This is a genomic window from Pseudomonas sp. GW821-FHT05D12 (genome assembly GCF_059419825.1).
This window is the reverse complement of the sequence record NZ_JBWKSN010000024.1, coordinates 34904-60130: the sequence shown is the minus strand read 5'-3', so window position 1 is coordinate 60130 and position 25227 is coordinate 34904. Positions and strand designations below refer to the sequence as shown.

Annotated in this window: 23 protein-coding genes; 10 read left to right on the top strand and 13 right to left on the bottom strand. The window is 63.0% G+C overall.

Features of this window, described 5'->3' with window-relative positions:
* Positions 1-95: 95 nt before the first annotated feature.
* Positions 96-875: an acetoin reductase gene (locus AC07SI_RS29650; protein WP_495007069.1), complete on the bottom strand. Its 780-nt coding sequence runs from the start codon at positions 873-875 to the stop codon at positions 96-98.
* A gap of 194 nt (positions 876-1069) precedes the next feature.
* Between AC07SI_RS29650 and AC07SI_RS29645 the strand changes: the two genes are divergently transcribed.
* Positions 1070-3223, top strand: coding sequence for a TonB-dependent siderophore receptor (locus AC07SI_RS29645; RefSeq protein WP_201144123.1), 2154 nt, complete (start codon positions 1070-1072; stop codon positions 3221-3223).
* A 3-nt stretch (positions 3224-3226) separates the two neighbouring features.
* On the opposite strand, the gene AC07SI_RS29640 is transcribed toward AC07SI_RS29645, so the two are convergent.
* Positions 3227-3664, bottom strand: a complete 438-nt coding sequence (locus tag AC07SI_RS29640; protein WP_065906237.1) for a carboxymuconolactone decarboxylase family protein — start codon at positions 3662-3664, stop codon at positions 3227-3229.
* A 122-nt stretch (positions 3665-3786) separates the two neighbouring features.
* Complete coding sequence (locus AC07SI_RS29635) at positions 3787-4692, bottom strand: LysR family transcriptional regulator (RefSeq protein ID WP_106804244.1); 906 nt, start codon at positions 4690-4692, stop codon at positions 3787-3789.
* Between the two features lie 214 nt (positions 4693-4906).
* Here AC07SI_RS29635 and AC07SI_RS29630 point away from each other — a divergent pair, with 214 nt between their 5' ends.
* Positions 4907-5305, top strand: a complete 399-nt coding sequence (locus AC07SI_RS29630) for a helix-turn-helix domain-containing protein (protein ID WP_065906233.1) — start codon at positions 4907-4909, stop codon at positions 5303-5305.
* 58 nt (positions 5306-5363) lie between these two features.
* Positions 5364-8126: an ATP-binding protein gene (locus AC07SI_RS29625; protein WP_495007068.1), complete on the top strand. Its 2763-nt coding sequence runs from the start codon at positions 5364-5366 to the stop codon at positions 8124-8126.
* Here AC07SI_RS29625 and AC07SI_RS29620 read toward each other — a convergent pair.
* Positions 8073-9596, bottom strand: coding sequence for an ATP-binding protein (locus tag AC07SI_RS29620; RefSeq protein WP_495007067.1), 1524 nt, complete (start codon positions 9594-9596; stop codon positions 8073-8075). The genes AC07SI_RS29625 and AC07SI_RS29620 overlap by 54 nt on opposite strands.
* Positions 9597-9691: 95 nt before the next feature.
* Positions 9692-10642, bottom strand: a complete 951-nt coding sequence (locus AC07SI_RS29615) for a GlxA family transcriptional regulator (protein WP_495007066.1) — start codon at positions 10640-10642, stop codon at positions 9692-9694.
* Positions 10643-10824: 182 nt separating this feature from the next.
* Here AC07SI_RS29615 and AC07SI_RS29610 point away from each other — a divergent pair, with 182 nt between their 5' ends.
* Positions 10825-11547: a pirin family protein gene (locus tag AC07SI_RS29610; RefSeq protein WP_065906226.1), complete on the top strand. Its 723-nt coding sequence runs from the start codon at positions 10825-10827 to the stop codon at positions 11545-11547.
* 145 nt (positions 11548-11692) lie between these two features.
* Positions 11693-12079 (top strand): hypothetical protein, encoded by a 387-nt coding sequence (locus tag AC07SI_RS29605; RefSeq protein WP_065906224.1) that lies wholly within the window; start codon positions 11693-11695, stop codon positions 12077-12079.
* Between the two features lie 61 nt (positions 12080-12140).
* Here the strand turns inward: AC07SI_RS29605 and AC07SI_RS29600 are convergent, their stop codons facing one another.
* Entirely contained in the window at positions 12141-13145 is a 1005-nt protein-coding gene (locus tag AC07SI_RS29600; RefSeq protein ID WP_495007065.1) for a quinone oxidoreductase family protein, read from the bottom strand.
* Between the two features lie 102 nt (positions 13146-13247).
* On the opposite strand from AC07SI_RS29600, the gene AC07SI_RS29595 reads away from it, so the two are divergent.
* The 5 genes from AC07SI_RS29595 (at position 13248) to AC07SI_RS29575 (ending at position 18168) form a co-directional block, all read left to right on the top strand.
* The gene (locus AC07SI_RS29595; RefSeq protein WP_495007064.1) at positions 13248-14111 is read left to right on the top strand and encodes a LysR family transcriptional regulator; all 864 of its coding nucleotides are present in this window, start codon (positions 13248-13250) and stop codon (positions 14109-14111) included.
* A 355-nt stretch (positions 14112-14466) separates the two neighbouring features.
* Positions 14467-15192 carry a winged helix-turn-helix domain-containing protein gene (locus tag AC07SI_RS29590; RefSeq protein ID WP_120448302.1) on the top strand — a complete coding sequence of 242 codons (726 nt, stop codon included), beginning with the start codon at positions 14467-14469 and terminating at the stop codon, positions 15190-15192.
* Positions 15185-15889: a YuxH family protein gene (locus tag AC07SI_RS29585; RefSeq protein ID WP_065906214.1), complete on the top strand. Its 705-nt coding sequence runs from the start codon at positions 15185-15187 to the stop codon at positions 15887-15889. The genes AC07SI_RS29590 and AC07SI_RS29585 overlap by 8 nt, the downstream gene beginning before the upstream one ends.
* A gap of 30 nt (positions 15890-15919) precedes the next feature.
* Positions 15920-16549, top strand: a complete 630-nt coding sequence (locus tag AC07SI_RS29580; protein WP_495007063.1) for a winged helix-turn-helix domain-containing protein — start codon at positions 15920-15922, stop codon at positions 16547-16549.
* Positions 16550-16776: 227 nt separating this feature from the next.
* Positions 16777-18168: an undecaprenyl-phosphate glucose phosphotransferase gene (locus tag AC07SI_RS29575; protein WP_106804255.1), complete on the top strand. Its 1392-nt coding sequence runs from the start codon at positions 16777-16779 to the stop codon at positions 18166-18168.
* 38 nt (positions 18169-18206) lie between these two features.
* Here AC07SI_RS29575 and AC07SI_RS29570 read toward each other — a convergent pair whose 3' ends face one another.
* The 7 genes from AC07SI_RS29570 to AC07SI_RS29540 all read right to left on the bottom strand — a co-directional run bounded on the left by AC07SI_RS29570 (position 18207) and on the right by AC07SI_RS29540 (position 25222).
* The gene (locus AC07SI_RS29570) at positions 18207-20282 is read right to left on the bottom strand and encodes a YjbH domain-containing protein (RefSeq protein ID WP_495007062.1); all 2076 of its coding nucleotides are present in this window, start codon (positions 20280-20282) and stop codon (positions 18207-18209) included.
* Entirely contained in the window at positions 20279-21046 is a 768-nt protein-coding gene (locus AC07SI_RS29565; protein ID WP_495007061.1) for a capsule biosynthesis GfcC D2 domain-containing protein, read from the bottom strand. The genes AC07SI_RS29570 and AC07SI_RS29565 overlap by 4 nt, the downstream gene beginning before the upstream one ends.
* Positions 21043-21702 carry a YjbF family lipoprotein gene (locus tag AC07SI_RS29560; protein ID WP_495007060.1) on the bottom strand — a complete coding sequence of 220 codons (660 nt, stop codon included), beginning with the start codon at positions 21700-21702 and terminating at the stop codon, positions 21043-21045. The genes AC07SI_RS29565 and AC07SI_RS29560 overlap by 4 nt, the downstream gene beginning before the upstream one ends.
* A gap of 12 nt (positions 21703-21714) precedes the next feature.
* Entirely contained in the window at positions 21715-22827 is a 1113-nt protein-coding gene (locus AC07SI_RS29555; protein ID WP_213550793.1) for a polysaccharide biosynthesis/export family protein, read from the bottom strand.
* A gap of 87 nt (positions 22828-22914) precedes the next feature.
* On the bottom strand, positions 22915-23154 hold the full coding sequence (locus AC07SI_RS29550) for a hypothetical protein (protein WP_213550795.1): 240 nt from the start codon (positions 23152-23154) through the stop codon (positions 22915-22917).
* Between the two features lie 180 nt (positions 23155-23334).
* Positions 23335-24744, bottom strand: coding sequence for a mannose-1-phosphate guanylyltransferase/mannose-6-phosphate isomerase (locus AC07SI_RS29545; RefSeq protein WP_495007059.1), 1410 nt, complete (start codon positions 24742-24744; stop codon positions 23335-23337).
* 19 nt (positions 24745-24763) lie between these two features.
* Positions 24764-25222: a GDP-mannose mannosyl hydrolase gene (locus AC07SI_RS29540; RefSeq protein WP_282397555.1), complete on the bottom strand. Its 459-nt coding sequence runs from the start codon at positions 25220-25222 to the stop codon at positions 24764-24766.
* Positions 25223-25227: the final 5 nt, after the last annotated feature.

Sequence of the window (25227 nt, the reverse complement as noted above, 5' to 3'; positions counted from 1 at the left end):
CCCCCCCCCCCCCCCCCCCCCCCCCCCCCCCCCCCCCCCCCCCCCCCCCCCCCCCCCCCCCGCTCCCACATTTTTGAACGCGTCAGCCAAGCACGTCAGCGGTAGACGAGTCCGCCGTCGATCAACGGGGCTTGGCCGGTCATGTAGTCCGAATCCGGCCCGGCCAGGAAGGCCACCAGCCCGGCAACGTCTTCCGGCGTTTCCGCGCGGCCCAGGGCAATGCCCTCCACGTACTTCTTGTACGTCGCGCCGACGTCAGCGCCGGTAATCTCGGCCATGCGCTTGTCGATCTCGACCCACATATCGGTGCCCACCACGCCCGGGCAGTACGCATTGACCGTGATCCCGGCGCTGGCCAATTCCTTGGCCGCCGCCTGGGTCAAGGCGCGCACGGCAAACTTGGTCGCCGAGTACACCCCGAGCAGCGCAAAGCCTTCATGGCCGGCGATGGAGCACGCGTTGATGATCTTGCCTTTCTGCTCAAGCGCCTTGAATTTCTTGCCGGCGGCCTGGATTCCCCACAACACACCCTGCACATTGATGCCCAGCGTGCGTTCGACCTGTTCCGGACTGACGTCCAGCAGCGAATCGATCTGCGCCACCCCGGCGTTGTTGACGATGATGTCGAAGCCACCCAGGGTCTGGTGCGCATGTTCGACGGCCGCCACCACCTGTTCGCGCTTGGACACGTCGGCGACAAACACCGAGGCCTTGCGTCCCAGTGCGACCACTTCAGCAGCTACGGCTTCGAGCTTGGCGCCATTGATGTCCACCAGGGCGATGTCGGCACCGTCCTGTGCCAGGCGCAGGGCGATGGCCCGGCCAATGCCCTGCCCGGCGCCGGTGACCAGCGCGATTTTTCCAGCAATCCCCATGACGATCTCCTGCAATGATGAGAGAAGCCTTTGTCTATCGCAGGTCGCCGGGGCGGCTGTCGAGGCGCGCAGCGATTGGCGTGGGGGCTGAGACGGGATGTCTCAGCGTGCGAATCATTCTCGAAAACTTGTAAAAGTACGCACTTATGCCTAGCTTATGCGCCCCCCGCCCTGCGCTTTAAGGCCCTGCCCCCATGGTTTTGCGTTTTCGTCCCGTCGTCACTTCACGTTTTGCCCTCGGCCTGCTGCTCAGTGGCGGCATCGGTCACAGTCTGGCGGCGGAGTTGGAGCTGCCAGCGGTGCAGGTCCAGGGCCAGGATGAGTCCGGCTATCGCGCTGAAACCGCCTCGGTCGGGGGCTTCGACGAGGCGCCGCTGCTGGACACGCCCGCCTCGATCACGGTGATCAACGCCGCGATGATCAAGGACCAGCAGGCGCGCCTGCTCAGTGAAGTGCTGCGCAACGATGCCTCGGTGGGCGACAGCTATGCGCCCATCGGCTACTACGAAAACTTTGTGGTGCGCGGCTTCTCGCTGAATGCTGCCAGCAGCTACAAGATCAACGGGCGCACCATCACCGGCGAGCAGAACGTCGCCCTGGAAAACAAGCAGCAGGTGGAAGTGCTCAAGGGCCTGGCGGGCCTGCAAAGCGGCATCTCCGAGCCCAGCGGCGTGATCAACTACGTGACCAAGCGCCCGGAGGACGTGCGCCAGGTGACGGTGTCCACAGATGATCGCGGCAGCGGTTATATCGCTACCGATGTCGGCGGCTGGTTCGGCAGCGAGCAGCAATTCGGCCTGCGTGCCAACGTCGCCCATGAAGACCTCAATTCCTACGTGGAACACGCCAATGGCCAGCGCGATTTCGTGTCCCTGGCCTTTGACTGGAACATCAGCCCCGACGCCGTGCTGCAGCTGGATGCGGAATACCAGGATAAGCAGCAACGCTCGGTGCCCGGCTACCAGTTGCTGGGCGGCACTGAAGTGCCACACGGCGCGTCGCCGAAAAAGTTGCTCGGGCACCAGAGCGGTTCCAAGCAGGTGGGCATCGACTCACTGAACCTCAACGGCAAGTTCGAATACCGCTTCAGCGACCAGTGGAAAGGCAACCTCAGCGCGGCGCGCAGCAAAGTGGTGATCGACGACTACAGTTCGTTTGCCTATGGCTGCTTCTACGTGACCGATTGCGGCACCGCCTTCTTCAGCCCCACTGGCGACTACGACGTCTACGACTACCGCAGCCCCGACGACACCCGCCGCGACGACGAAGTGCAGGCGGCCATGACCGGGCTGTTCGACACGGGCAGCCTGGGCCATGAACTGACCTTCGGCACCAGCGCCTTTCGCCGGGTGGTCGACAAGCGCAAGTCGGTCAATGAATACATCGGCAGCACCAATATCAACGTCGATGCTCCGACGTTCACCCCCACCGACAAGCCGCTCAACGACAGCCATCGCAACCTCGACAGCCGCCAGTACGGCCTGTTCGTCACCGACCGCATCCGCTTCAACGAGCAATGGCAAACCATCCTCGGCGGCCGTGAAGTGCGCCTGGATGAAAAAGCCTTCGACGGGACCACTGGCAACCAGGTTCGCCACACCCAGCAATACGTGTTCCTGCCGCAGGCTTCGTTGATCTACAAGCCGGTCGAAAACATCTCGCTCTACACCAGTTACAGCAAAGGCCTGTCCCTGGGCGGCCAGGCGCCGTGGACAACCACCAACGACGGTGAAACCCTCGCGCCGACCGTTTCGCGCCAGATCGAAGCCGGGGTGAAATACGACTGGCGCCGCATCAGCTTCGCCGCTGCCGTATTCCAGACGCGCCAGGCCTACCAGTACGCCAAGCCGGAAGGCGCCGATCAGTTCATCTATGTGCAACAGGGCGAGCAGAAGAACACCGGGCTGGAGTTGTCGGCCAACGGCTGGGCCACCGACCGTTTGCAGATCGCGACCAGTGTGGCGGCGATTCGCGCGCGGGTGACCGGCAGCGGTACGCCGGAATACGAAGACCACCAGGCGATCAACGTACCCAAGCTGCGCGCCAGTGTGTACGCCGACTATGCGTTGCCGTGGGTGAATGGATTGGCCGTGCTCGGCGGCGTGCAGTACAGCGCCAAGAAGTACGCGAACCGTACCGGGAATGTGGAGGTCGGGGATTATGCGGTGGTCAATGTCGGAAGCCGCTACACCACCAAGGTCGACGGCTACGAGACGGTGTTTCGCCTGAGCGTCGACAACCTGTTCGACAAGCGCTACTGGCGCGACGCGGGCGAGTACATGGGCGATGACTATCTGTTCCAGGGCGCGCCACTGACGGCGCGCCTGAGTGCTTCGGTGAATTTCTAAGGCTTACTTGGGCATCTTGCGAAAACCCACCGCGAGGCGGTTCCAGCTGTTGATGGTGGCGATGGCCACGCTCAGGTCGACCTGCTCCTGGGCGCTGAACTCGGCGGCGAGTGCATTGAAGTCCTCATCCGGCGCGTGGGTCTGGCTGAGCAGTGTCAGGCTTTCGGCCCAGGCCAGTGCGGCGCGCTCACGCGGGGTGAAGAACGGCGTTTCACGCCAGGCCGACACGGTGTACAGGCGACGCTCGGTCTCACCGCCCTTGCGGGCATCGGCGGTGTGCATGTCGAGACAGAAGGCACAGCCATTGATCTGCGAAACACGCAGGCGGATCAGTTCCAGCAGGGGCAACTCGATGGACAGTTTGCCGACAGCGGCTTCCAGGGCGAGCATGGCTTTCATGGCGTCTGGGGAGGCGGTGTAGAAATCGGTACGCGCTTGCATGGTGGTTCTCCGGAACGGTGGGGGTTGATGGCTAGGTTAGTGACCGGAGGTGGTGGGAGGAATATCCAATTCCGGGGAAGAATGGGTGACCAATTCCTGGTGGGCTGGGCCCACCTCCTCAATCAAGCCCCCGCCATGTGCTCCGAAATCCTCGCCCGCAACCACCGCTCCGCCGGGTCATTGTCATGCACCCCGCTCCACACCATCGACAGCTCCGCTGCCTCTATCGCAAACGGCGGGTCCTCGGCTCGCAGCGACGTGCCCTCGGTCAACGCGCAGGCCGCGTAATCCGGCACTGTCGCGATGATCTGCGTGCCCGCCAACAGCGCGCGCAACCCACTGAACTGCGGTACCGCCAGCACCACCCGGCGGGCCCGGCCGATACGCGCCAGGTCCAGGTCAATGTTGCCGCTCAAATCCCCCGAAAACGACACCATCGCGTGGGGCCGCTCGCAGTAGTCGTCGAGGGTCAGCGGTGCCACGCCGGCGTCGCCGCGCAGCACCTTGCAGGGAATATCGCGCAGCTTCTTGCGCTTGGCATTCGCCGGCAATTCAGTGGTGTAGCTCACCCCCACCGTGATCTCGCCACTGGCCAGCAGCGACGACATCAACAGGTAGTTGGCGCGACGCACCACCACGATGATGCCCGGCGCCTCTTCGCGCAGTTGGCTGAGCAACGGCGGGAACAGGCCGAACTCGGCGTCGTCGGAGAGGCCGATGCGAAACACCGCGCAACTGGTGGAAGGGTCGAAATCCTTGGCGCGGCTGACCGCGCCGGAAATAGTGTCCATGGCCGGTTGCAGCTCCTTGAGTATCGCCAGCGCCCGTGGCGTGGGTTCCATGCCCCGGCCGTTGCGCAGCAGCAACGGGTCGTCGAACAGGTCGCGCAGGCGCCCGAGTGCCGCACTGACCGCCGGTTGGCCCATGAAGAGCTTTTCGGCGACGCGGGTCAGGTTCTTCTCGAACATCAGCGCTTCGAAAATCACCAAGAGGTTCATGTCGACGCGGCGCAGGTCGTTGCGGTTCATGGGGCAATCCAAACGGCTGAAAGGCCCACAGATAAGCACGCGAGCCGCCCGTGGTATTGCATGGCTGTGCTGTCTTTTCCGCCGGTTTTTGCCGCCTGAGCTGGCAAAATTAACAACGATTAACTCGTCAGCCAGACGGTCCGGCGCCAAGAATGCAGCGGTCTACACTGCATCCATTCACCGGGAACGCTCCCATCGACTGCGGATATCTGTCATGGCCCGACTTGAGTACTGTGCTCCCCGCTTGCCCGCGACCGGCGGCCTCTGCCCCCGGCGCGAGCGCATTGCCAAGCAATTGATCCTCGCCAACCTCGGCGAAAGCCTGGCGATTGCCGACCTGGCCCAGGCCTGCGCGCTGTCACGCAGCCATTTCTCCCGCGCGTTCAAGTGCACCACCGGGCTGTCGCCGCAGGAATGGATTCGCCAGCAGCGCATCCAGCGGGCCAAGGAACTGATCACCGGTTCCGCCCTGAGCCTGACGCAGATCAGCCTCGAATGCGGCTTCTGCGACCAGGCGCATTTCTGCCATATGTTCACCCGCAGCGAAGGCGTCAACCCGATGACCTGGCGAAATCACCAATTGCGTCACAAGCCCGACGTGATCGCGGCCTAGTGGTGGCGGCGCACCTGGCCTATGCTGGCCGCACTCCTTTTTCCGAGCATGGCGCGCCATGAGCGACCTCAGCGACCAGGCCGTACATTTCGGCCCCTACCGCGTCCATCCGCGCCAACGCCTGGTGCTGGAGGCCGGCCAGCCATTGCGCCTGGGCCGGCGCGCGCTGGATATCCTGCTGATCCTGCTGGAGCAGGCCGGCAACGTGGTGAGCAAGCAGGCCTTGATCGCCCGGGTCTGGCCGCACAGCGTGGTGGAAGACGGCAACCTGCGGGTGCACATGGCCGCGTTGCGCAAGGCATTGGGCGACGGCCAGGCCGGGCAGCGCTATATCGTCACGGTGGCCCAGCGTGGCTACAGTTTTGTTGCGCCACTGAGCATCGAACCGATGACCTTTCCGGCTGATGGCACTCCGCAAGCCCAGGGCCATAACCTGCCACTGCGGCGCACCCGCGTGATCGGCCGCCAGGCCTTGATCGACCGACTGGTGCAACAGCTGCCGCAACAGCGCTTTATCACCCTGACCGGCGCCGGCGGCATCGGCAAGACCACCGTCGCGTTGCGCGTGGCCGAACTGCTGATCGGACATTACCGCGACGGCATCCACCTGCTGGACCTGGCGCCCCTCAGCGCACCGGCACTGATCCTGCCCAACCTCGCCGCCCTGCTCGGCCTCCCACACGTCGAGCATGAACCCCTGGACACCTTCGCGCGCCGCCTGCAGGAACGCCAGTGGCTGCTGGTGATCGACAATTGCGAGCACCTGCTGGACGACATCGCGCTGATCAGCGAAAGCCTGCTGCGCCATGCGCCCCGGCTGCATATCCTGGCCACCAGCCGCGAAGCCCTGCGCGCCGAGGGCGAGTCGGTGCAACGCCTCGACCCCCTGGCCTGCCCGCCCGCCACCGGCAATCGCGCCCAGGCCATGGGCTACCCGGCCCTGCAATTGCTGATCGAGCGAGCCATGTCGCACCAGGACCGCTTTGAGCTGAGCGAAGCCGAACTGCCGTTGGCGATTGATATTTGCCAGCGCCTCGACGGCATCCCGCTGGCAATCGAGTTGGTGGCGGCGCAGATCGAACGCTTCGGCCTGCCGCGCCTGCTGGTGCAGATGGAAGACAACTTCCGCCTGCTGACCCGTGGCCGGCGCAGCGCCCTGCCCCGTCATCAGACCTTGCGCGCCACGCTGGATTGGAGCTTCGACCTGCTGACCGCGTGCGAGCAGGTGTGCCTGCGCCGCCTCGCGGTGTTCCGTGGCGGTTTCAGCCTGGCCAGCGCGGCGGCGGTGATTGCCGGCGAGCAGATTGCACCGGCCGAGGTGCTGGGCTCGATCACCCAACTGGTGGCCAAATCCTTGCTCAATGTGGAGCCGGGTGATGACGAGATGGTCTATCGCCTGCTGGACATCACCCGTACCTACGCCCTGGAAAAGCTCAGCCTCGCCAACGAGCTGCACGCCACGCGCGAGCGCCATGCGGTGCGCTGCCTGACGCTGATGGAGCAGGCGCAGGACGACTGGGAGTTGATCGCGACCCAACCGTGGCTCGACCGCTACGCGCCACTGCGCGAAGACGTGCGTGCCGCGCTCGACTGGGGCCTTGCCGAGGGCGGCGAACACCTGCTGGCGATCCGCCTGACGGTCAGCGCCATGCCGCTGTGGCAAGAGTTGTCGCTGGTCAGGGAGCATGCGGTGTATGTCGACAGGGCGCTGGCGCTGATGGCCGAGGCCCGTGCGCCCTGCACGCAATTGACGATGCAGCTGCAATTGGCCCTGGGCAGCCTGTCCTATCACGCGTTGGGTGGCGCACCGCGGACCATCGCCGCGTTTGTCAGCGCCAGGCGCCTGGCCGAGGAACGCCAGGACCTCGCCGGCCAATTGCGCGCGGTCTCCGGCCACATGGCGGTCAACCTGTGCGCAGGCCATTATCGCCAGGCACAGGCGCTGAGCGTGCAATTCGACCACCTCGACCCGCGCACCGAACCGCTGCTGGAGCTGAGTACCCAGCGCCTGCACGTGCTGGCGCAGCATTACACCGGCAACCAGGCACTCGCCCGGCACACGGCCGAACAGGTCATCCAGCGCATGGCGCACAGCGGCTCGCTGAATCGCTTTGCCTATCGCTTGGGCGTGCAATATGACCAGAGCGTCGCCTCACTGACGGTATTGGCGCGCATCCTGTGGTTGCAGGGTTTTCCCGAGCGCGCCTGGGCCGTGGCCAGCCAGGCGCTGGAGTTGGCGCTGCAGATCAATCACGGCACGTCGATCTGCTACACCCTGGCCCTGGCCGGCGTGGTCATCGCCCGCTACAACGGCGATGACGAGGCGGCGCAGCGCCTGCAGACGCTGCTGCTGGAGCAGTCCCACAAGCATTCGGTGCAGCTGTTCCAGACCTGGGCGGGGCACTACGCCGGGATTCCCGGCCACCAGGACCTGCAGGGCCTGGGGCTGATAGACGACATCCTGATCACGTTCGGCGCGCGTGTCGTCGATGAGCAAGCCTTCGAGCGCGCCCGCACGGGGGCAGCCGGCTGGTGCGCCGCCGAAGTGATCCGCGTGCACGCCGAGGGCATGGCCGACACCCGCACCGCCGAAGCGCTGCTGCTCGAAGCCCTCGGCCTGGCTAACCAGCAAGGCGCGCTGGCCTGGGAACTGCGTTGCGCGACCTCATTGGCACAACGCTGGCAGCAGCAAGGTCGCCTGCAGCCTGCGCGCGATCTGCTCGGTTCAGTCTACGGGCGCTTTACCGAAGGCTTTGCCACCCGCGACCTACTGCGCGTACGCGGCCTGCTCGACGAGTTGCAGGACAAACGTCCGGCCTGAAAACGCCCCCAGATAATGCCCATACCCCTGCTGCAACCGTGCCACCTGCGCCGGGTCGCGCAACTGCGCGAGGGCGTAGCTGCGGGTGCTGTTGAGCAAACGATAACGCGCGGGCCCCGGGCCCGGCTCGACGTTCAGCAACGAGGTACTCACCAGTCGCGCCAGCAGGTAGGCAAGGTCGGCGTGTTCCAGCTCGGTGCCGGCGACCAGCACGCTCAAGGACGGCAAGGTCACGGCCATTTTGAACAAGCCCAATTGCAGGAACAGCCAGCGCTCCGGCAGGCTCAGGCGTTCGTAGCTCCAGTCCAGGGCAGCGGCAAGCGATTGGTGGCGCTCCACGGCCGTGCGTCGACCGCGGCTCAGCGTCTGTATGCCGCTGCGCAGCTGCGCCTGTAAACCGCGCACGCCCAAGGCGTCGACCTGGGCGGCCGCCAGTTCCAGGGCCAGGGGAAGGCCGTCGAGGCGTCGGCAGATGTCGCGCAGGGGGCCCAGGTCCTGGGGGCGCAAATCATAGTCCTGCTGACTGGCACGTACGCGGGCGACGAACAGTTGCACCGCCGGGCAAGCCATCGCGTGGTCGACGCTGCCCAATACCGCCGGTGCAGGCACCGCCAGCGGCGGCACGCGCAGCACCCATTCGCCGGGCACGCGCAAGGCTTCGCGACTGCTGATCAGCACGCTGACCTGCGGCGCCTGCTCGTGCAGCGCGCGCACCAGATGCCGGCACGCCCCCAGCAGCGGGTCAACGCCGTCGAGCACCAGCAATAACTGCCGGCCGGCCAGTTGGCGGCATAATTCGACAGGGCTACGGGTGGGCACCAGGTGCAGCACTGTGGCCAGGTGTTGTAGCAGCATTGTCGGCGCCTGCACGGTGGCGAGGTCCACCCACCACACGCCGGCGCGATAGCGTGGCAATACGCGCTCGGCCAGCGCCAGGGCCAGGGTGCTCTTGCCGACGCCGGCACAGCCGGTGAGGGTCATCAGACGCTGCCCGGACAGGCGCCGTACCAGCACGCCAAGCAATTCATCACGCCCCATCACCGGGCTGAGCCGCGTCGCCAGATTGTGCCGGGGCAACTGCGACGACAGCTCGCCGTGCACCGGCGCAATGAAACAGTAGCCGCGCAGGGGATCGTTGAGGATGCAGCGTTGCCCGTCGAGGGCACGGCGCAAGGCGGCGATGTGCACGCGCAGGTTGCTTTCCTCGACCACACTGCACGGCCAGACGCGCTCGATCAGCGTGGCCTTGCTGATGAACTGCCCGGGCGCCTCGAGCAGCACCGCGAGGATATCCAGCGCGCGGCCGCCCAAGGGCACCGGCCACCCGGCCTTGCTGAGCAGCCGCTGTTGCCGGTGAAAGGCATAGGCACCGAAACGCACCGTGCCGTTCGCATCCATCGCCTGAAGGTTGTTCATCGCTGTCATCGCGCTGGAACACCCGGCCTTGGGCGTTTGCGCGTCCTGTTCCATGGGCCTGTGGCTATCTTGCCACTTGGCGATGACAGGACAATGCTGGCACGGGGAGCGACACGGACATTCGAGTGCGCGAGACGGACATCCTGGCGCTAACTGAACTGCTGCCGGTATTGGGTCGGGTTGAGACCGAGCTTTTCACTGAACAGAGAACGCATATGCCGCACGCTGCCAAAACCTGCGTGGAAGGCCACGGTCTTCAGCGGCAGGTCGGTGGCCTCCAGCAGCTGGCGCGCGCGGTCGATACGCGCGCCCTGCAGGAAGGCCATGGGCGTCATCTGCACCTCCTTGGCAAACAGCCGCGCGAAGTGGCGCGCACTCATGCCTGCCAGCGTGGCCATCGACTCGATGCTGAAGGGCTGGTCCAGGTGGTCGAGTACGTGCTGCTGCACGCGGGTGATCGCGGTTTCCTGGGGCGCGACGGCGGCTGTCATCGGGCTGAACTGGGCCTGGCCGCCCTGGCGCTTCATTACCACCAGCAGCACCTTGGCCACGTCCACCGCGACCTGCTTGCCGTGGTCCTGGGCGACAATCGACAGCGCCAGGTCGATACCGGCCGTGACCCCACCAGAGGTAATCAATCGCCCGTCCTGCAGGTAGATGCGGTCCGTCTCGACGATGGCCTTGGGGAAGGCCTTGATCAGGCGCTCGGTGTAGTGCCAATGGGTGGTCACGCGGTGATGATCGAGCAGGCCGGCATGCCCCAGCACAAACGCTCCGGTACAGATCGACCCAAAGCGCCGGGCACGCGGCGCGGCCTGTTGCAGCCAGGGCAACAGCGCGGGATGGCATTCGTTATAGGCGCCGGGCCCGCCGGGCACCAGCAGCAGGTCGTAGGCCGCGTGCGCCTGGCCCAGCGCCAGGTCGGCCTGCACCACCACCCCATTGGAGGCGCGCAACGGGCCGGGCTCGGTGCCGATGGTGAGTATCTGGTAGTGGTCGGCCGCAGGCAGGTAGCGGTTGGCGATGGAAAACACCTCGAGCGGCCCCGCCATGTCGAGCAGGAGGAAGTCCGGAAACAGCGCCATGGCCACGGTTTTCATCAAGCGGGAGACCTATTAAAGAAGGGAAAGCGTCAGCCATTATGGCACGTCGATTACTGTCAACCTCAGGGCGACAGTCATTCAGATTTCATCTCCTTAATGAATCCAACAGTAACCAGTAACCTTCCTCTCAACGCCAGCGCCCTGCATCTCGCAGCCCGCGCTCACTTGAGGACACCACCATGCTGACCCTTCGCAAAGCTTCGGAACGCGGCGCCGCCAATCACGGTTGGTTGAAGTCGTTCCATACCTTTTCGTTCGCCAACTACTGGAACCCCGCCGAGCAAGGTTTTTCCGACCTGCTGGTGATCAACGATGACCGTGTCGCCGCCGGCAAGGGCTTCGGCCAGCACCCGCACCGCGACATGGAGATTTTCTCCTACGTGCTCGAAGGCGCCCTGGAACACAAAGACACCCTGGGTACCGGCTCGGTGATCCGCCCCGGTGATGTGCAACTGATGAGCGCCGGCAGCGGTGTGGCCCACAGCGAGTTCAACCACAGCCAGAGCCGTGGCGTGCACTTCCTGCAGATCTGGATCGTGCCCGCCGTGGCCGGTGCCGAGCCACGCTATCAACAAGAGCATTTCAGCGCGGCGCAGAAACGCGGACGCCTGCAGTTGATCATCTCGCCGGACGGCGCCGACGGTTCCCTGAGCGTGCGCCAGGACGCGCGGGTGTATGCCGGGCTGTTCAACGCTGACGAAAGCGCCACCCTGGACCTGCCGCCAGATCGCCATGTGTACGTGCATGTGGCCCGAGGCAGCGTTGAGGTCAACGGCCAGCGCTTGCAGGAAGGCGACGGCGCCCGTGTGCGGGATGAGCGGCAGATCCGCCTGGGCCACGGCGAGGATGCCGAGGTGCTGGTGTTCGACCTGCGCCCCAATGAGCTGCCGCAGATGCCATGACCGACTCGGCGAAGGTCCGCGCAAGCGGGCCATCGCTGGCGTCGATAGTCACCATCAGCCCAATGAAGTTCTCTTAAAAAATCCAACGCGTAACATCAAACCCATACCGGCAACAACCCAACTAAAACACTCGGAGCACACTCACATGAAACGCCAAATCTTGCTTAGCCTCGCTTTCTCGGTACTTGCTGCAAACGCATTTGCTCACCCTGTCGTCGCTGAAGGCGGTGCGGATCGCCTGATCGAAAGCCGTGTTGCAGAGGGTGGTTCGGACCGCCTGCAAGGCAACCGTTTCGCTGAAGGTGGCGCTGATCGCCTGCAGGAACGTGGCTTGGCGGAAGGCGGCGCGGATCGCCTGCAGGAACGCGGCCTGGCTGAAGGCGGCGCGGATCGCCTGCAGGAACGTGGCCTGGCTGAAGGCGGTGCGGATCGCTTGCAGGAACGTGGCCTGGCGGAAGGCGGTGCGGATCGCTTGCAGGAACGTGGCCTGGCTGAAGGCGGTGCGGATCGTCTGCAAGGCAACAACGCATAATCCCGCGCTGTTGGCGGGAACCCCAAACCGGCCTGATCAGCCGGTTTTTTTTCGCCTGTCATTAACCCAAGTCGCGGTCCACCCACAGCACCGCCTTGCCGATCTGTTGCCGAGCCTCGATACGCGCATGCACCTGCTGCACGGTTTCCAGGCGGTAGTGGCCTTCGATCTCCACGCTCAACGACCCTTCGAGCATTGCCGCGAACACCGCATTGGCGCGGCGCTGCACCGTCGCCCCGTCGGCCATATGGTCGGCCAGCCGTGGACGGGTCAGGAACAGCGAGCCGGCCTCGCCCAGCTCAATCGGATCGAGGTCGGTCAGCGAGCCCGAGACATTGCCGTAATTGACGATCAGTCCACGTGTGCGGCAGGCGCGGAAGCTGTCACGCAGGGTACTTTTGCCCAGGGAATCGAACACCACGTCCACGCCCTGGCCGTCGGTGGCTGCCAGGACACGCTCGACAAAGCCGCCGTCATCATAGGTCCAGGCCTGGTGCGCGCCGCGCTGCAGGGCAATCGCGCACTTTTGTGCGGTGCTGCCCGTGGTGAGCACGGTCGCCCCCACGTGCCGGGCCATCTGCACCAGCAACTGGCCGATGCTGCCTGACGCCGGGTGTACCAGGCAGGTGTCGCCCGCCTGCAAACGGGCCACATCCTCAATCAAGTAGTGGGCCGTGCACCCCTGGAACATCGCCGCAGCGGCCTGATCGAAGGTGATCGCGCTGGGTATCTGCGCAACCTTGTCGACCGGCACCAGCGCGTATTCGGCATACGCGCCCCAGGCGATGCACCAGGCCACGCGGTCGCCCACGGCCAAGTGATGCACGTCCGCGCCGACCTCCACCACGACACCGGCGCCTTCCATGCCCAACGTACAGGGCAGGCGCACCGGGTACGTGACTGATTGGGCGTACTTGCCCTGGCGCGTGTGAATGTCCATGAAATTGATCCCGGCGCAGGCCACCTTGATCAACACGTGGCCCGCGCGTATCAGCGGCTTGGCCACATCCAGCTGCAGTTGCGAGACATCCGGGCCGCCGTAGGTTTGCAAGGTGATGGCTTTCATACAGGAACAACTCCATGTGCACGGGGAAGCGGCCATGGTAAAAGGACGCAATCCGTTGGAATATTCCCCAAACCGTCCCAGCCTCTGTGCGGAAATAACCCGATGTTCGATTGGCAGGATCTGTATTACTTCACCGTATTGGCCCGCAGCCAATCGCTGTCGGCCGCTGCCCGCGAGTTGCAGGTGGAGCACGCCACGGTGGGTCGCCGGGTCGACGCCTTGGAAAAAGCCCTGGGCGTGAAACTGGTCGACCGCTTGCCGCGCAGCCGCCCTCTTACCGCCCAGGGCCTGGCGCTGGCCGAACTGGCCGCCGGCATGGACGAGATGGCGACCCAAGTGCTGCGCCTGTCGCGGGTGGCGTCCATCGAAATGGCTGGCACGGTGCGGGTCAGCTGCCCGCCGTCCATTGCCAATTACTGCATCGCCCCGCATGTGGCGCGCTTGCGTGCCGAGTATCCCCAACTGAACCTGGTACTGATGCCCTCCACCCACTTGGCCGCGCTGGACAAGGGTGAAGCAGATATCGCCCTGCGCACGCTGCGTCCCGATGAAGACGCGCTGGTGCGCAGGAAGGTCGGCGTGGTGCGCTTCGGGCTGTACGGCCCGCCGGCGTTGCAGCAACTGCCCACCGAACAGTGGTCCTTCATTGCCTACGACAGCAGCCGTGACCACCTGCCCCAACAGGCATGGATGCACCAACTGCGCGGCCCGCGCGAAATTGCCTTTGCTGCCAGCGAGCTGATCACCCAGCAAATGGCGGCCAGGGCCGCAGTGGGTGTGGTGGTGCTGCCGACGCTGGTGGGCGATCACGACCCGCAATTGGTCAAGCTGCCGACGGCGACCGAGGGTCCGCAGCGCGATATCTGGCTGACGGTGTACCCCGATATGCGCCGCTCGCCGCTGGTGAAGGTGGTGATGGAGTTTCTGGTGGGGTGCATCGAGGGCGAAATACAGCTAAGACGGTGAGGCACCGACGGTACTGTCGGCGGTCAAACACCAGGGCGCGATGGGAACCCTTCTCACCCCTGGTGCTCGCCTGGCCTGGTGGCGTCGGCGCCTGGGAAAGGCAATGGCCAACCTCGCGTGCAATCAAAAAAATCGTTTGGGCTAAAATACTTATAGGCGATTAAAAATTTGCACTAGCATATGTGTAAGTCCGCACACCCCCTTCACAAACTGTGCCTATTAGCCCTCCTCGCTCGTAAAAACAAAGTGGCGAATGTTAAAATTTGTCACGTTTTAGCGTATTCAATTCGATTAGTATCTAAACGCTAGCAGCGATTGAACTGACGGCCTGCATGCCGGAAAAGGGAGTAGGGTAATGCATTTTTCCAACGTCCTCGCTATTGCCCGGACTCAATCGAAATCGGAGGACTTTCGGGCGCTTTTAGTTCGCACTGTAGCGAATAATTTAAAAGTCGATACACGTTGCTACGGACAACTAATTGACCCTCAGCAACACCACGGACATTACCGTGCCATCATTATAGAAATCGATACACCCTCCGCCAGCCAGCAAACCCTGGACATAATAAGAAAAACCCGCGAAGAGCACCCGGGCTCGACCATATTTGTGGTCGTTACGTTTGCCTCGACCTTGAGCAAAACAAAATATTATCTGGCCGGTGCGGATTACTGCGTCAAGGCCGTGGAAACTTCTGCGGAAAAAAAGATAAGCCTGTTTGATACCTTTCTCAACGAGAGCGAGCGACTTCATCGTGGACTGGTATTGGACCAGGACCGCATGTGCATCTACGGCGATGGCAAGAAGCTGGAAATATCCTTCGTCGAAATGAAAGTACTCGAAGCGCTCATTCATAACCGACTGCTCAGTCATAATGAGATCGCCGCCGTCATGGGCCTTAATACCAAGTACTACGACTCCCGCGCACTGGAAAAATCCATCAGTCGCCTGCGCAGTAAAATCAAGGCGCACTACGGTGAAAACATTATCCAGAATATTCGCGGTTACGGTTACAAACTAAGCCGGGGTCTAATTTGTGTCAGCGACTTCCCGCCCGCCAAGGGGAGTTCGCACGGTGAATAACGAACACCAACCCTGTGCCACTACCACGGGCTACACGCTCATCCGGCAAGCCATCGTCGACCGTCGTCATGCCTTATGGGGCAGTGAAATCAGGGCGGAACATCACGGTGAGGACGCGCTGCCGGAAAGTGCCTGGCGCGAGGCAATGCTGCGCATCAACCCGCGACGCAAGACACTCCAGGTCACAGGCCAAGGGGTTCGTCATGCGTTCCTGCGTATCGGGCAAGCGGCCTTGATGAACGAAGACACGTTCAAGGCAATTATCCAGACCGCGCAGTCATTGGAAAAACATCGCCAGCCCCTCACCCTCACGCTCGACAACCGCCTGGATGCCCTGCCCGGCCCGGTCGAACGCCGGGCCATGGTGCGCCAGTTATATAAGTTGAAAGATCACAGTGGTATTACGTTGGCCTACAACAACTACAGGCTCGACACAAAGCCTGGGGACCTGCTGATCGACCTCAAGTTGTACGACTATATAAAAATGCCTTTTCCGGATTCCGCTCTCAGGCTCAGTCTGAATACGCGCTCGGACCTGTTCGACAGGCTCTACGACCGCATGCTGGCGCTGATCAGTGCCAGCGGGGTGCGCTTCATCGCCGACACCGTCGAGTTTGCCGACAGTGCGATGCTGGCTAAAAACCTGCCGTTCGAATACTTTCAGGGCGGTTATTACTCCCCTGCTGACTGCCTGTAAAACTGCCCCTTCCTGATATCGGTGGACACTATGAGCTCCCTCAAGAAACATGCCTTCACTGCGACACTTCCTGCGATAGCGCTGCAGGACTTCACGCCCAATGCAGAGTTATTCCATTACGAACTCACTGCGCCTAAAACGTCATCCTTCCTCGACCCACAACCGACGCGCGCGCGGTTCAATACTTATGTGATTACCCACTCCCTCGGTTTGCACGCACAGCCGGTTAACGCGGCGCGGCAGGCTTCAAGAATGCCAGCGCCCGAGGCGCCGGACAGTCCGCCAACACCCCACACTCGAACGACGGAGATCAATAGCGAAAGACCCCCACTGCACCCGCAGGATTTCTGGCTGCTGACCCAGCACGACCGCACCCTGGTCAAAGGTGGCCTGCGGATTTCATTGACCACTATTGAATCGGCTTTAATTAAGAAGATGCTGCACCATGAAGAACGCGTGGTCAGCAAAGAAGAGTTGATCCGTAATATAGGGCGTGAACCCGAGTTGTACCGGGGACTCGAAATGTGTTTGAGCCGACTGCAGGAAAAGTTCAAACGGGTCAACGATGGCGAGCGCCTGTTTCGCGCCGTCAGGAACCGTGGTTATTGCCTCACGCAAAAAATCAAGAAGCCGTTAGAGCTGACTCCCGCGCGTCGCTAAAATAAAAAAACACCCGGACTCTATTAAAAACCCTGCCATTTACTGCCTCTCTCAGCTGCCCGTTTATAACACCCACCTCTAATAAATACGCACCTGACCTTGTTATAAGTCGTCAGCCATTGCCCCCGGCCGTTCATTACCATTCATGGGTACGCGCTTGCGCGTGCCTGTTGTTTTTTTCATTAAACCCTGCCACCACGTGCGTGGTCACCACCGGGAGCAGAAGTATGCTGAATAACACTAGAATGCATCGCAACCTGACCCCCAAGGGTTTAACCTTCTGGGGCCAGTGGATGCTTGCATCCAGCCTGGTCGTTGCGCTGTTGTTTATGCTGGTTTTCCTCAAGACGGGACAACTTGAATATAACTACCGCGTGCTCGCCGCCTTCACCATTCTGGCCTCGCTCCCGGCGTACAGTGTGTGTGATGTCTACAGTAAAAAAGATGATTACGGCGTAGGCCTGGGACGACTGTTCATGGGGTGGCTGTTGACCGTGGGCATCGTGTTTATTGTCGGCATTGTTTGCAATGCCAGCGAACTGTTTCCGCTGGAAACGTTATTACTGTGGGCGGCGGTCAGTTACCCGTTACTTGCCCTGTGTTATATCCCGCTGCACAGTGCCTCCCGGTATTACCACCGCCAACTTCATGAACGGCACAAGTCACTGATTGTCGGCACCGGCAAGCTCGCCGTGGACCTGGCCAAGACGCTCTCGCGGCAGAAACGCTCGCCGCTGGTGGGCCTCGTCGGTAGCCACAGCGAGATCGCCGCTGACGCACCCGCGCAGATCCTCGGCGACCTGCCGCAATTGCCCCAGCTGATCCGACAGCACGGTATCCGCCGGCTCTATATCACCCACTCACTGCAGGACGCCACGCACATCGAGGCGCTGTACCTCAACCTGCTGGACATCAGCGTGGACGTGATCTGGGTGCCCGACCTGAACAACATGCTGCTGCTCAATCACTGCGTGGCCGAAGTGGACGGGCTGCCGGCGATTTTCCTCAATGAAAGCCCGCTGACCAGTCGCCCCACCGCCGCCTTGAGCAAGTCATTGCTGGACAAGAGCATCGCCCTGCTGGCGATCCTGCTGCTCAGCCCGGTGTTGTTGGTGTTCGCCCTGTTGATCAAGCTCACATCCCCGGGCCCGGTGATTTTCAAACAGGACCGCCACGGCTGGAATGGCGAAGTGATCAAGGTGTGGAAATTCCGCTCGATGCGTGTGCATGACGACCATGAGGTACGTCAGGCCAGCCGCAACGATTCGCGCATTACCCCGGTGGGCCGGTTTATCCGCCGAACCTCAATCGATGAATTGCCGCAGTTGTTCAACGTGCTGCAAGGCAATATGGCCCTGGTCGGGCCGCGCCCCCACGCGATTGCGCACAATGACTACTACTCGGGGAAGATCCACGCCTACATGGCGCGCCATCGCATCAAGCCCGGCATCACCGGCCTGGCCCAGGTCAGCGGTTGCCGGGGCGAGACCGAGACCCTGGAAAAGATGCAACGGCGCGTGGACATCGACCTGCGCTATATCAATACCTGGTCGCTGTGGCTGGACATCAAGATCCTGATCAAGACGCCATTCACGCTGCTGTCCAAAGACATCTACTGACGCAAAAAAAGGGGGGCTTCCTGCCCCCCCTTCCCGCCTCACTCAGTGATCTTGTCGATGTTCTTGTAGAACAGGTCACTGTCGCGTCCATCAGTCATCGAATGCAGTGAATACGCGCGGTTCAACCTGGCCCCGCCATCACGGGTCAGCGGCGCCCACACCAGATTGGCGCGGCGCATCGTCGACAGGCTCATCAATTCGTCGAAGGGAATGGACAGGTAGAGGCCCTTATCGAAGCTACCTTCGCCAAAGTCTTCCTTGGACACGTTGGTGCGCGTGACCCAGGCCCCAATCCGCACGCCATTGTTGAATTCGCGCGACAGGTCCAGGGTGGCGCCCCAGTCCCTGGCCAGGTAGCGGCCAACACTCAATGCGCCCTGCAGGTTGAACGGCAACTCGCTGTAGCCGGTGATATGGCCGGTCACGGTGCGGTAGTCACGCAGGCTGAAATCCTGCTCGAAACCGCGTTGGCGCACGTAGTTGAGGTCCGCTCCCAATGCCCAGCGCTGGCCCATCGGGCGGTACAGCACTTCACTGCCGACCCCGGCATACATCGACTCCAGCAGCCCGCCATAGACCATGCCGTACAGGTCCTGGTCGAGTCGCTGCGCATGGTTGAGCTGGAAGGTCGGCAGGGTCACATCGGAGCTGGTCATGTAGCGGCGCAGGTCGGTGCGCACCCTGGGCAGGCCAGTGGGGGCGTCGTAGGTGAAACCGTCGTAGTTGTTCAGCAGGTTGACACTGAGCAGGCCACTCCACCACGTATTGCGAGTGAAGCGGTACTCGGCGTCGAGGTCGGCGGAGACCTGGTAGAGCAAGCCATCCGGGCCGCCGACATTCTGCTTGTAGCCCAGGCCCAAGCCATAGCTCAAGGGCTTGGGTGGCTGGGTATAGAGTACGGTCGGTGGAGTGGCGCTGGGCCGATTGACTTCGGCCTGACGGTGCAGGTTCTCCAGGGGCTCGCGGTTGTCGACCACCTCGCGGAAGGTCTTGCGCGGCACACTGGTTTCCTCGATCGGCATGGCGTAGCGCTCGCTGACCAGAGTGAACCAATCGATCTGGTCATTGACGCTGTTGTCGAGGATCCGACTGGCGCGACCCACTGCCTTGGCACTGTAGAAGTAGCGCTGCTGCTCGCCATACACCAGCAACTCCGGCCCGCGCTGGGCGATACGTTGCACGTTGTAGCCGGCGTTGTCGTGCAGGCGCTGGGACACGGCGGCCCAATCGACCTGGTCCATCGGCGTGGTGGGCGGCGTCGTCGGCAGCTTGGGCGGCGGTGGATCGTAGGTCTTGACCGGCGCTTTGCGGCTGACGAAATTGGTGTGCAAGGTGATGCCGAACATGGCGGTGTTGCCACGCTCCCAGGCGGCGCTCACGTCGATGGAGTCAGCGAGCTTGTAGACCATGCCCAGGTTGATCGGCGAGTCCTGGCGAAAGTGGTTGTCGCGGGGCTCGTGCTTGTAGTCGTTGCCCTCCACTTCGAGCTTGAGGCTCAGCGGCGCCCAGGGTGTCTGGTAGGCGACACCGCCAAACACTGCGGGGCGCCCGCGAAAGTAGCCGTTGGAAAAACTGCCGGAGCCTTCGGCGGTGGGGCGCGTGTTGAAACTGTCGTCCAACGCGCCCAACGGGTTGCCGAAATCGCCGCGGCTGCCCAGGTAGCCCCAGGCGATGCCGGCGCTGAAATCCAGGTCGCCGTAGCGCTTGTTGGCGACCAGGTATTCGCTGGAGAACAGGCCGGTGCCGCCCAGGTCCATCAGCCCCAGCGCCACCTCGGGCAACCAGTGGGTTTCCTGATAGAGGCGCACCTTGGCATCGACCGCCTTGTCCTTGTAACTCTGGCCACCACTGAACGACTCGGCGCCATACGGGCGGTTGGTAATCGCGGTGTAGCGAAAGGTGCCTTCCAGCCAATCCAGCGGCTGCGCGGAAAAACTGTAGCGGCTGTAGGGCTCGGTCCGGTTGGCGTTCACGCTGAGTTCGCCGGCGGGCGCCATGCGGGCGGTGGGCGTTTGCAGCAGCCCGACGCCGCCGAAATCGCTTTGGGTATAACGGGGATCGCCATGCACGACGCCACACGGCACCAGCAGCACGGCTGCAATACATAATTTCAAGGCGAGACCTCGGCCAGGGGTTGGGTGCCAATAAACTCGGCCAGTTGCGGGTTCAGCTCGGGCGTGGGCGGGTCCAGGTCATCGCTGCGGATCGGCACCAGCAGCGTGCTGCCGGGCGCGAGCGGCAGGCCGTCTGCGCGATTCCAGGGGGCAACGCCCAGGCGCGTGACATTCCCGTCGGGCTGGATCAGCCACACCTGGTCGGCATCCGCCTCTGCCAGGGCCGGACAGGCGCGCAGGTAAGCGCGCGCCAGTTGCATCGGCTGGAATGCCAAGGTGCAGGTGGCGACGACGGCGCCGAACACGCGCACGGTGTCGGGTCGTGACGGGTAGATCAGGCGATCACCCTCACTGACCGGCAGGTTGGGCGCAAAGCCGACCTCTACCGCCACCGGGTCGAGCTTGGCGATCTGGCGACCGGTGACCGGCAGCGCCAGTACCTGTCGATACAGCTGCGCCGCTGCCCGCGCCCGGCTCTCACGCCCGGCCGCCAACGCGGCACGGCGCAGGGTGTCCAGGTCAAACAGCACGCCGGTCTTGAGCCGTGCCTGGCGCTCCAGCAAGGGTTGGTGCAGCCAGGCCGCCGCCAGCCAATAGCCCTGGGCATCCGGTTGCGCGGCGGTCATCACGTCGAGCAGGCGCATACCCGGTTGCCAGCTGATGGGCTGCGTGTCACGCACCTCGCCGCTGACGGTCACCGCTGCCTGGCAAGCCGTGGCACAGCTCCACAGCAACGCCAGGGCCCATCTTCTGCGCAGCGTCATGGCGCCTCCTTGCGGGCGGGTTTGAGTTGGGTGATGGTCAGGCTCAAACGGGGGGTGAGATGCTGCTCGCTCTGCACGATCGTGCCGTCAACCGGGTCGACCCAATAACGGTTGCGCGCATGAAAACCCAGGGCCTGGGCCTCGATGTCCTCATCGATGCGCAGCAAGGCGTAGGGTTTGTCGACGATCTCCAGGGTCTCGATGCCCCGGCGTTGAAAGCGGCTGGTGACCGTGATCCCTAGCTGATAGCCCTCGACCACATCGATCTGGCGTGTGCTGCGATAGCCGTCGGGCACGCTGTGCAAGCCCTGCTGGAACGGCGACCGGCCTTGCCAGCGCGTGCCATCCAGATCGGCGCCCAGGCCGACCGTACGCACCACCAGGCCATCGCGTATCAGCAGCACCTGTTTGCCGGAAGCGACCCAGAACTGCAGGTCGCCGCGCTGGCGAATCAGCGCCATCACGCCTTCGCTGGACACCGTGGTGACCTTGATCTGGGGAAAGGGCACCGCGTCCACCTGGGCCTGGCTCACCACCAGCGGCGAAGGCCCGCCAGCCGCCGCCTTGAAGGTATCGAGCGAGGCCTGCATCAGTGGATTGCAGGCACACAGTAACCACGCCGTAGACACGTAAATCGTACGCTTCAGACTGTTCACGCAAGGTCCACCTTATCGGCTGCTGGCTTCGCTCAGGTTGTTTTGAGTGGAAGCGCCGATGCCAATGATCGAAGCGGACGGCAGCAACTGGCTGATAAAACGGTTCCAGCGCGTGATATTGGCGGGGCCGACAAACACCACGTCCTGGGGCTGCACATCAAAGCGCGTGGCCAGGGCCATGGCGGAGGGCGACGCGGCTTCCAGCTGGAACACCTTGGCCGGCTCCACCTCGATGTTCTGTGCGCCACGGATCACGTAGATGGCGTCGGCATTCGAGGTGTTCTGGTTGACCCCGCCCGCCGAGCCCAGCACGTCGGAGAGGTTCATGCTGCGGGTCTTGAAGCTCAGGGCGCGGGGCTGCATGACCTCGCCCATCACGTAGATACGCTTGCGGTCGTTGTAGGGCAGGTACAACTGGTCGCCGTCCTTGACGTAGATATCGTTGAGGCGCGACGGGTCCTTGTTCAACGTGTCCAGGTCGAGGGTGTAGCGCTTGCCGCCACGGGTCAGGCTCAGATTGGAGAGGTCGGCATTCTGCGGGTCGATACCCGAGGTGGCCACCGCCTCCATCACGCTCATCGGGATCGTGGTGATCGGCACCGGCCCGGCCTTGGCGACCGCGCCGGTCACGACCACGCGCTGGCTGGCAAAGCGCAGGACGCTGACATCCACTTGCGGGCTGTCGATGTATTGGCGCAGCTTCTCGGTGATCTCGCTGCGCAGCGCGGCCAGGGTCCGGCCCTTGGCAACCACTTCACCGACATACGGGTAGAACAGGTTGCCATCCGGATTGACCAGCCGGCCGTTGGCATCGATCTGCTGTTGCGGGCCGGACGGCGCGGTCAGTTCGGGGTGGTCCCAGACCGTGATATACAACGCGTCATTGGGACCGATCAAATAAGGCGCCGGTTTATAATCCAGTAGTTCTTTGGGTAATGAATAAGGCTCGCGCGTGGCGGCGTCCATGGCCAATAACTTTGGGGTGATCGGAATTAACTCCACGCGGCTACTTTCAGCGCTACCCTCCTGGGTCATTGCCGCGGTATCCATATATTGACCCGGGGCAAACATGCAACCTTGCAACAATGCAGCGGCCACGGCCGCAACAGGAAAAAGACGCCTCATAGTGCTTGGACACTCGCGATATTCGACAAGAAAAAAAGACCACTTGGACGGGGATTCCAAGCGGCCTGTAAAAGGAAGGTCTACAACTTAGTTGCCGGTGCCCGTGGTACCGGTCGTGCCGGTGGTGCCCGTGGTCGTGCCACCGTTGGAACTGCCGCCGCTGTTGGACGCAGCCGCCACGCCGGCGACAATCGCGCTGCCGATCAGCAGGGTTTCGCCGACCGTCACCGAACCCACCACGGTCGTGTCGAGGCCCAACGGCAACTCGGCAGCCAGCGCCGACATACTCAAGAGACTGAGCAACATAATAGCCAGTGGTTTTCTCATAACAGACTCCTTATCGTCAGTGAGTAGTCCGGCCGATAGTGCCATTCAACTAAACCGCACACCAGACGGATAAAAACGTGCTCACTCAGTTGAAAATAACGTTTTAGCGATGAAGCGCCCGGCAGTGTGTGCATTGGTAGCAATGGGCGTCAGGGCAAATGTTATTAATTGTCGAAAACTTCAGGCCCTGCCGTACTTGTCTTCAAAGCGCACAATATCGTCCTCGCCCAAATAAGCGCCCGACTGCACTTCAATTAACTCGAGTGGAATCACCCCGGGATTTTCCAGTGCATGCACCTGGCCGATGGGGATATACGTCGACTGGTTTTCCGAGACCAGGTAGGTCTGCTCGCCATTGGTCACCCGTGCCGTACCGCTGACCACGATCCAATGCTCGGCGCGGTGGTGGTGCATCTGCACCGACAACTTTGCCCCCGGCTTCACGGTGATGCGCTTGACCTGATAGCGCGGGCCGGCGTCGACCGAGTCGTACATGCCCCAGGGCCGGTACACCTCGCGGTGGTTGAGGTGCTCATGGCGGCCGGCCTGCTTGAGCTGGTCGACGATAGCCTTGACCTGCTGCACCTGGTCCTTGTGGGCCACCAGCACCGCGTCCTTGGTCTCGATAATGATCAGGTCCTGCACGCCCACCGTGGCCACCAGCCGACTGTCGGCGTGCACGTAGCTGTCGCGCGTATCCAGGGTCAACCCGTCGCCGCGTATGACGTTGCCACGGGCATCTTTTTCACTGGCCTCCCACAACGCCGACCAGGAGCCGATATCACTCCAGCCCGCCTGCAGCGGCACCATCACCGCGTCGGCGGTTTTCTCCATCACGGCGTAGTCGATGGAGTCATCCGGGCAGGCCGCGAAGGTGGCTGCGTGAACCCGGGTAAACGGCTGGTCCTGGCTGCCGCCCTCGAGTGCCACGCGGCAGGCTTCGAGGATCGCCGGTTGAAAGCGCTCCAGCTCCTGCAGGTAACGGCTGGCGCGGAACATGAACATGCCGCTGTTCCAGAAATACCCGCCACTGGCCACATACGTTGCCGCGGTGGCCGCGTCCGGTTTCTCGACAAAGCGCCGGACCTGGTAACCGCCCTCGCCTACCTCGTCCCCCCGCTCGATATAGCCATAGCCGGTGTGCGCACGGGTGGGTGTGATGCCGAACGTCACCAGCTTGCCAGCGCGGGCCAGCGGCAGCGCCACCTCGAGGCTGGCATGGAACGCCGGGATATCCTCGATCAAGTGGTCAGCGGCCAGCACCAGCAGGATCGGGTCATCGGCCTCGGCCAGCGCCTTGCACGCCGCCAGCGCAATGGCCGGCGCGGTGTTGCGCCCCACCGGTTCAAGCAGGATGCTCGCGTGCTCCAGGCCCAGCTGGCGCAATTGCTCGGCCACCAGGAAACGGTGCTGTTCGTTGCAGATCAACTGCGGCACGGCGACATTGGCGCCTTCCAGCCGGGCGATGGTCTGCTGCAGCATCGACAGGTGCGCGTCGGTCAGGCGCAGGAACTGTTTGGGGTTCAACTGCCGCGAGAGCGGCCACAGGCGCGACCCCGACCCTCCCGCCATGATCACCGGTAATAACATCAGAGCATCCTCGGGAGAATCAGAAATAGGCGCGGGTGTTTTCGTGCACCCGTGGGCTGAAACGCAGTTCGTCCTGGGGCCACCAGCGATACTGCCGGTGTTGCTCCGTGGGCGGCTGCAGCGTCTGGTGGTCAGCCAGCTCCAGGCAATAGCTGAGCACCACGTAGTGGGTGTCCGGCCCGGCTCCGGCGTTGGCAAATACGCTGTCATCGTAGAAGTGTTCGAACACGCCCAGCAGCCGTGCATGGGCGCGCTCGAACGGGTGCCCCAGCTCGTCGCGGCTGATGCGCCGAAACGCGTTGTCGAGGCTTTCGTTCTTGTAGATACGCCCGCCGGGCACGAACCAGTACCCATAGGCCGGGCGATTGACGCGCAGGCCCAGCAACGCATCGCCTCGGCTGTTGCGCACCACCAGGTCAATCGCCACCAGCGGCGTCGATGCCACGACCGTCTGGAAGGTCGGTAAATCAAGCCACATACACG

Coding starts and splice junctions, on each gene's coding strand:
- AC07SI_RS29650 (WP_495007069.1), bottom strand. CDS start 875: ATGGGGATTGCTGGAAAAATCGCGCTGGTCACCGGCGCCGGGCAGGGC.
- AC07SI_RS29645 (WP_201144123.1), top strand. CDS start 1,070: ATGGTTTTGCGTTTTCGTCCCGTCGTCACTTCACGTTTTGCCCTCGGC.
- AC07SI_RS29640 (WP_065906237.1), bottom strand. CDS start 3,664: ATGCAAGCGCGTACCGATTTCTACACCGCCTCCCCAGACGCCATGAAA.
- AC07SI_RS29635 (WP_106804244.1), bottom strand. CDS start 4,692: ATGAACCGCAACGACCTGCGCCGCGTCGACATGAACCTCTTGGTGATT.
- AC07SI_RS29630 (WP_065906233.1), top strand. CDS start 4,907: ATGGCCCGACTTGAGTACTGTGCTCCCCGCTTGCCCGCGACCGGCGGC.
- AC07SI_RS29625 (WP_495007068.1), top strand. CDS start 5,364: ATGAGCGACCTCAGCGACCAGGCCGTACATTTCGGCCCCTACCGCGTC.
- AC07SI_RS29620 (WP_495007067.1), bottom strand. CDS start 9,596: ATGGAACAGGACGCGCAAACGCCCAAGGCCGGGTGTTCCAGCGCGATG.
- AC07SI_RS29615 (WP_495007066.1), bottom strand. CDS start 10,642: ATGAAAACCGTGGCCATGGCGCTGTTTCCGGACTTCCTCCTGCTCGAC.
- AC07SI_RS29610 (WP_065906226.1), top strand. CDS start 10,825: ATGCTGACCCTTCGCAAAGCTTCGGAACGCGGCGCCGCCAATCACGGT.
- AC07SI_RS29605 (WP_065906224.1), top strand. CDS start 11,693: ATGAAACGCCAAATCTTGCTTAGCCTCGCTTTCTCGGTACTTGCTGCA.
- AC07SI_RS29600 (WP_495007065.1), bottom strand. CDS start 13,145: ATGAAAGCCATCACCTTGCAAACCTACGGCGGCCCGGATGTCTCGCAA.
- AC07SI_RS29595 (WP_495007064.1), top strand. CDS start 13,248: ATGTTCGATTGGCAGGATCTGTATTACTTCACCGTATTGGCCCGCAGC.
- AC07SI_RS29590 (WP_120448302.1), top strand. CDS start 14,467: ATGCATTTTTCCAACGTCCTCGCTATTGCCCGGACTCAATCGAAATCG.
- AC07SI_RS29580 (WP_495007063.1), top strand. CDS start 15,920: ATGAGCTCCCTCAAGAAACATGCCTTCACTGCGACACTTCCTGCGATA.
- AC07SI_RS29575 (WP_106804255.1), top strand. CDS start 16,777: ATGCTGAATAACACTAGAATGCATCGCAACCTGACCCCCAAGGGTTTA.
- AC07SI_RS29565 (WP_495007061.1), bottom strand. CDS start 21,046: ATGACGCTGCGCAGAAGATGGGCCCTGGCGTTGCTGTGGAGCTGTGCC.
- AC07SI_RS29555 (WP_213550793.1), bottom strand. CDS start 22,827: ATGAGGCGTCTTTTTCCTGTTGCGGCCGTGGCCGCTGCATTGTTGCAA.
- AC07SI_RS29550 (WP_213550795.1), bottom strand. CDS start 23,154: ATGAGAAAACCACTGGCTATTATGTTGCTCAGTCTCTTGAGTATGTCG.
- AC07SI_RS29545 (WP_495007059.1), bottom strand. CDS start 24,744: ATGTTATTACCGGTGATCATGGCGGGAGGGTCGGGGTCGCGCCTGTGG.
- AC07SI_RS29540 (WP_282397555.1), bottom strand. CDS start 25,222: ATGTGGCTTGATTTACCGACCTTCCAGACGGTCGTGGCATCGACGCCG.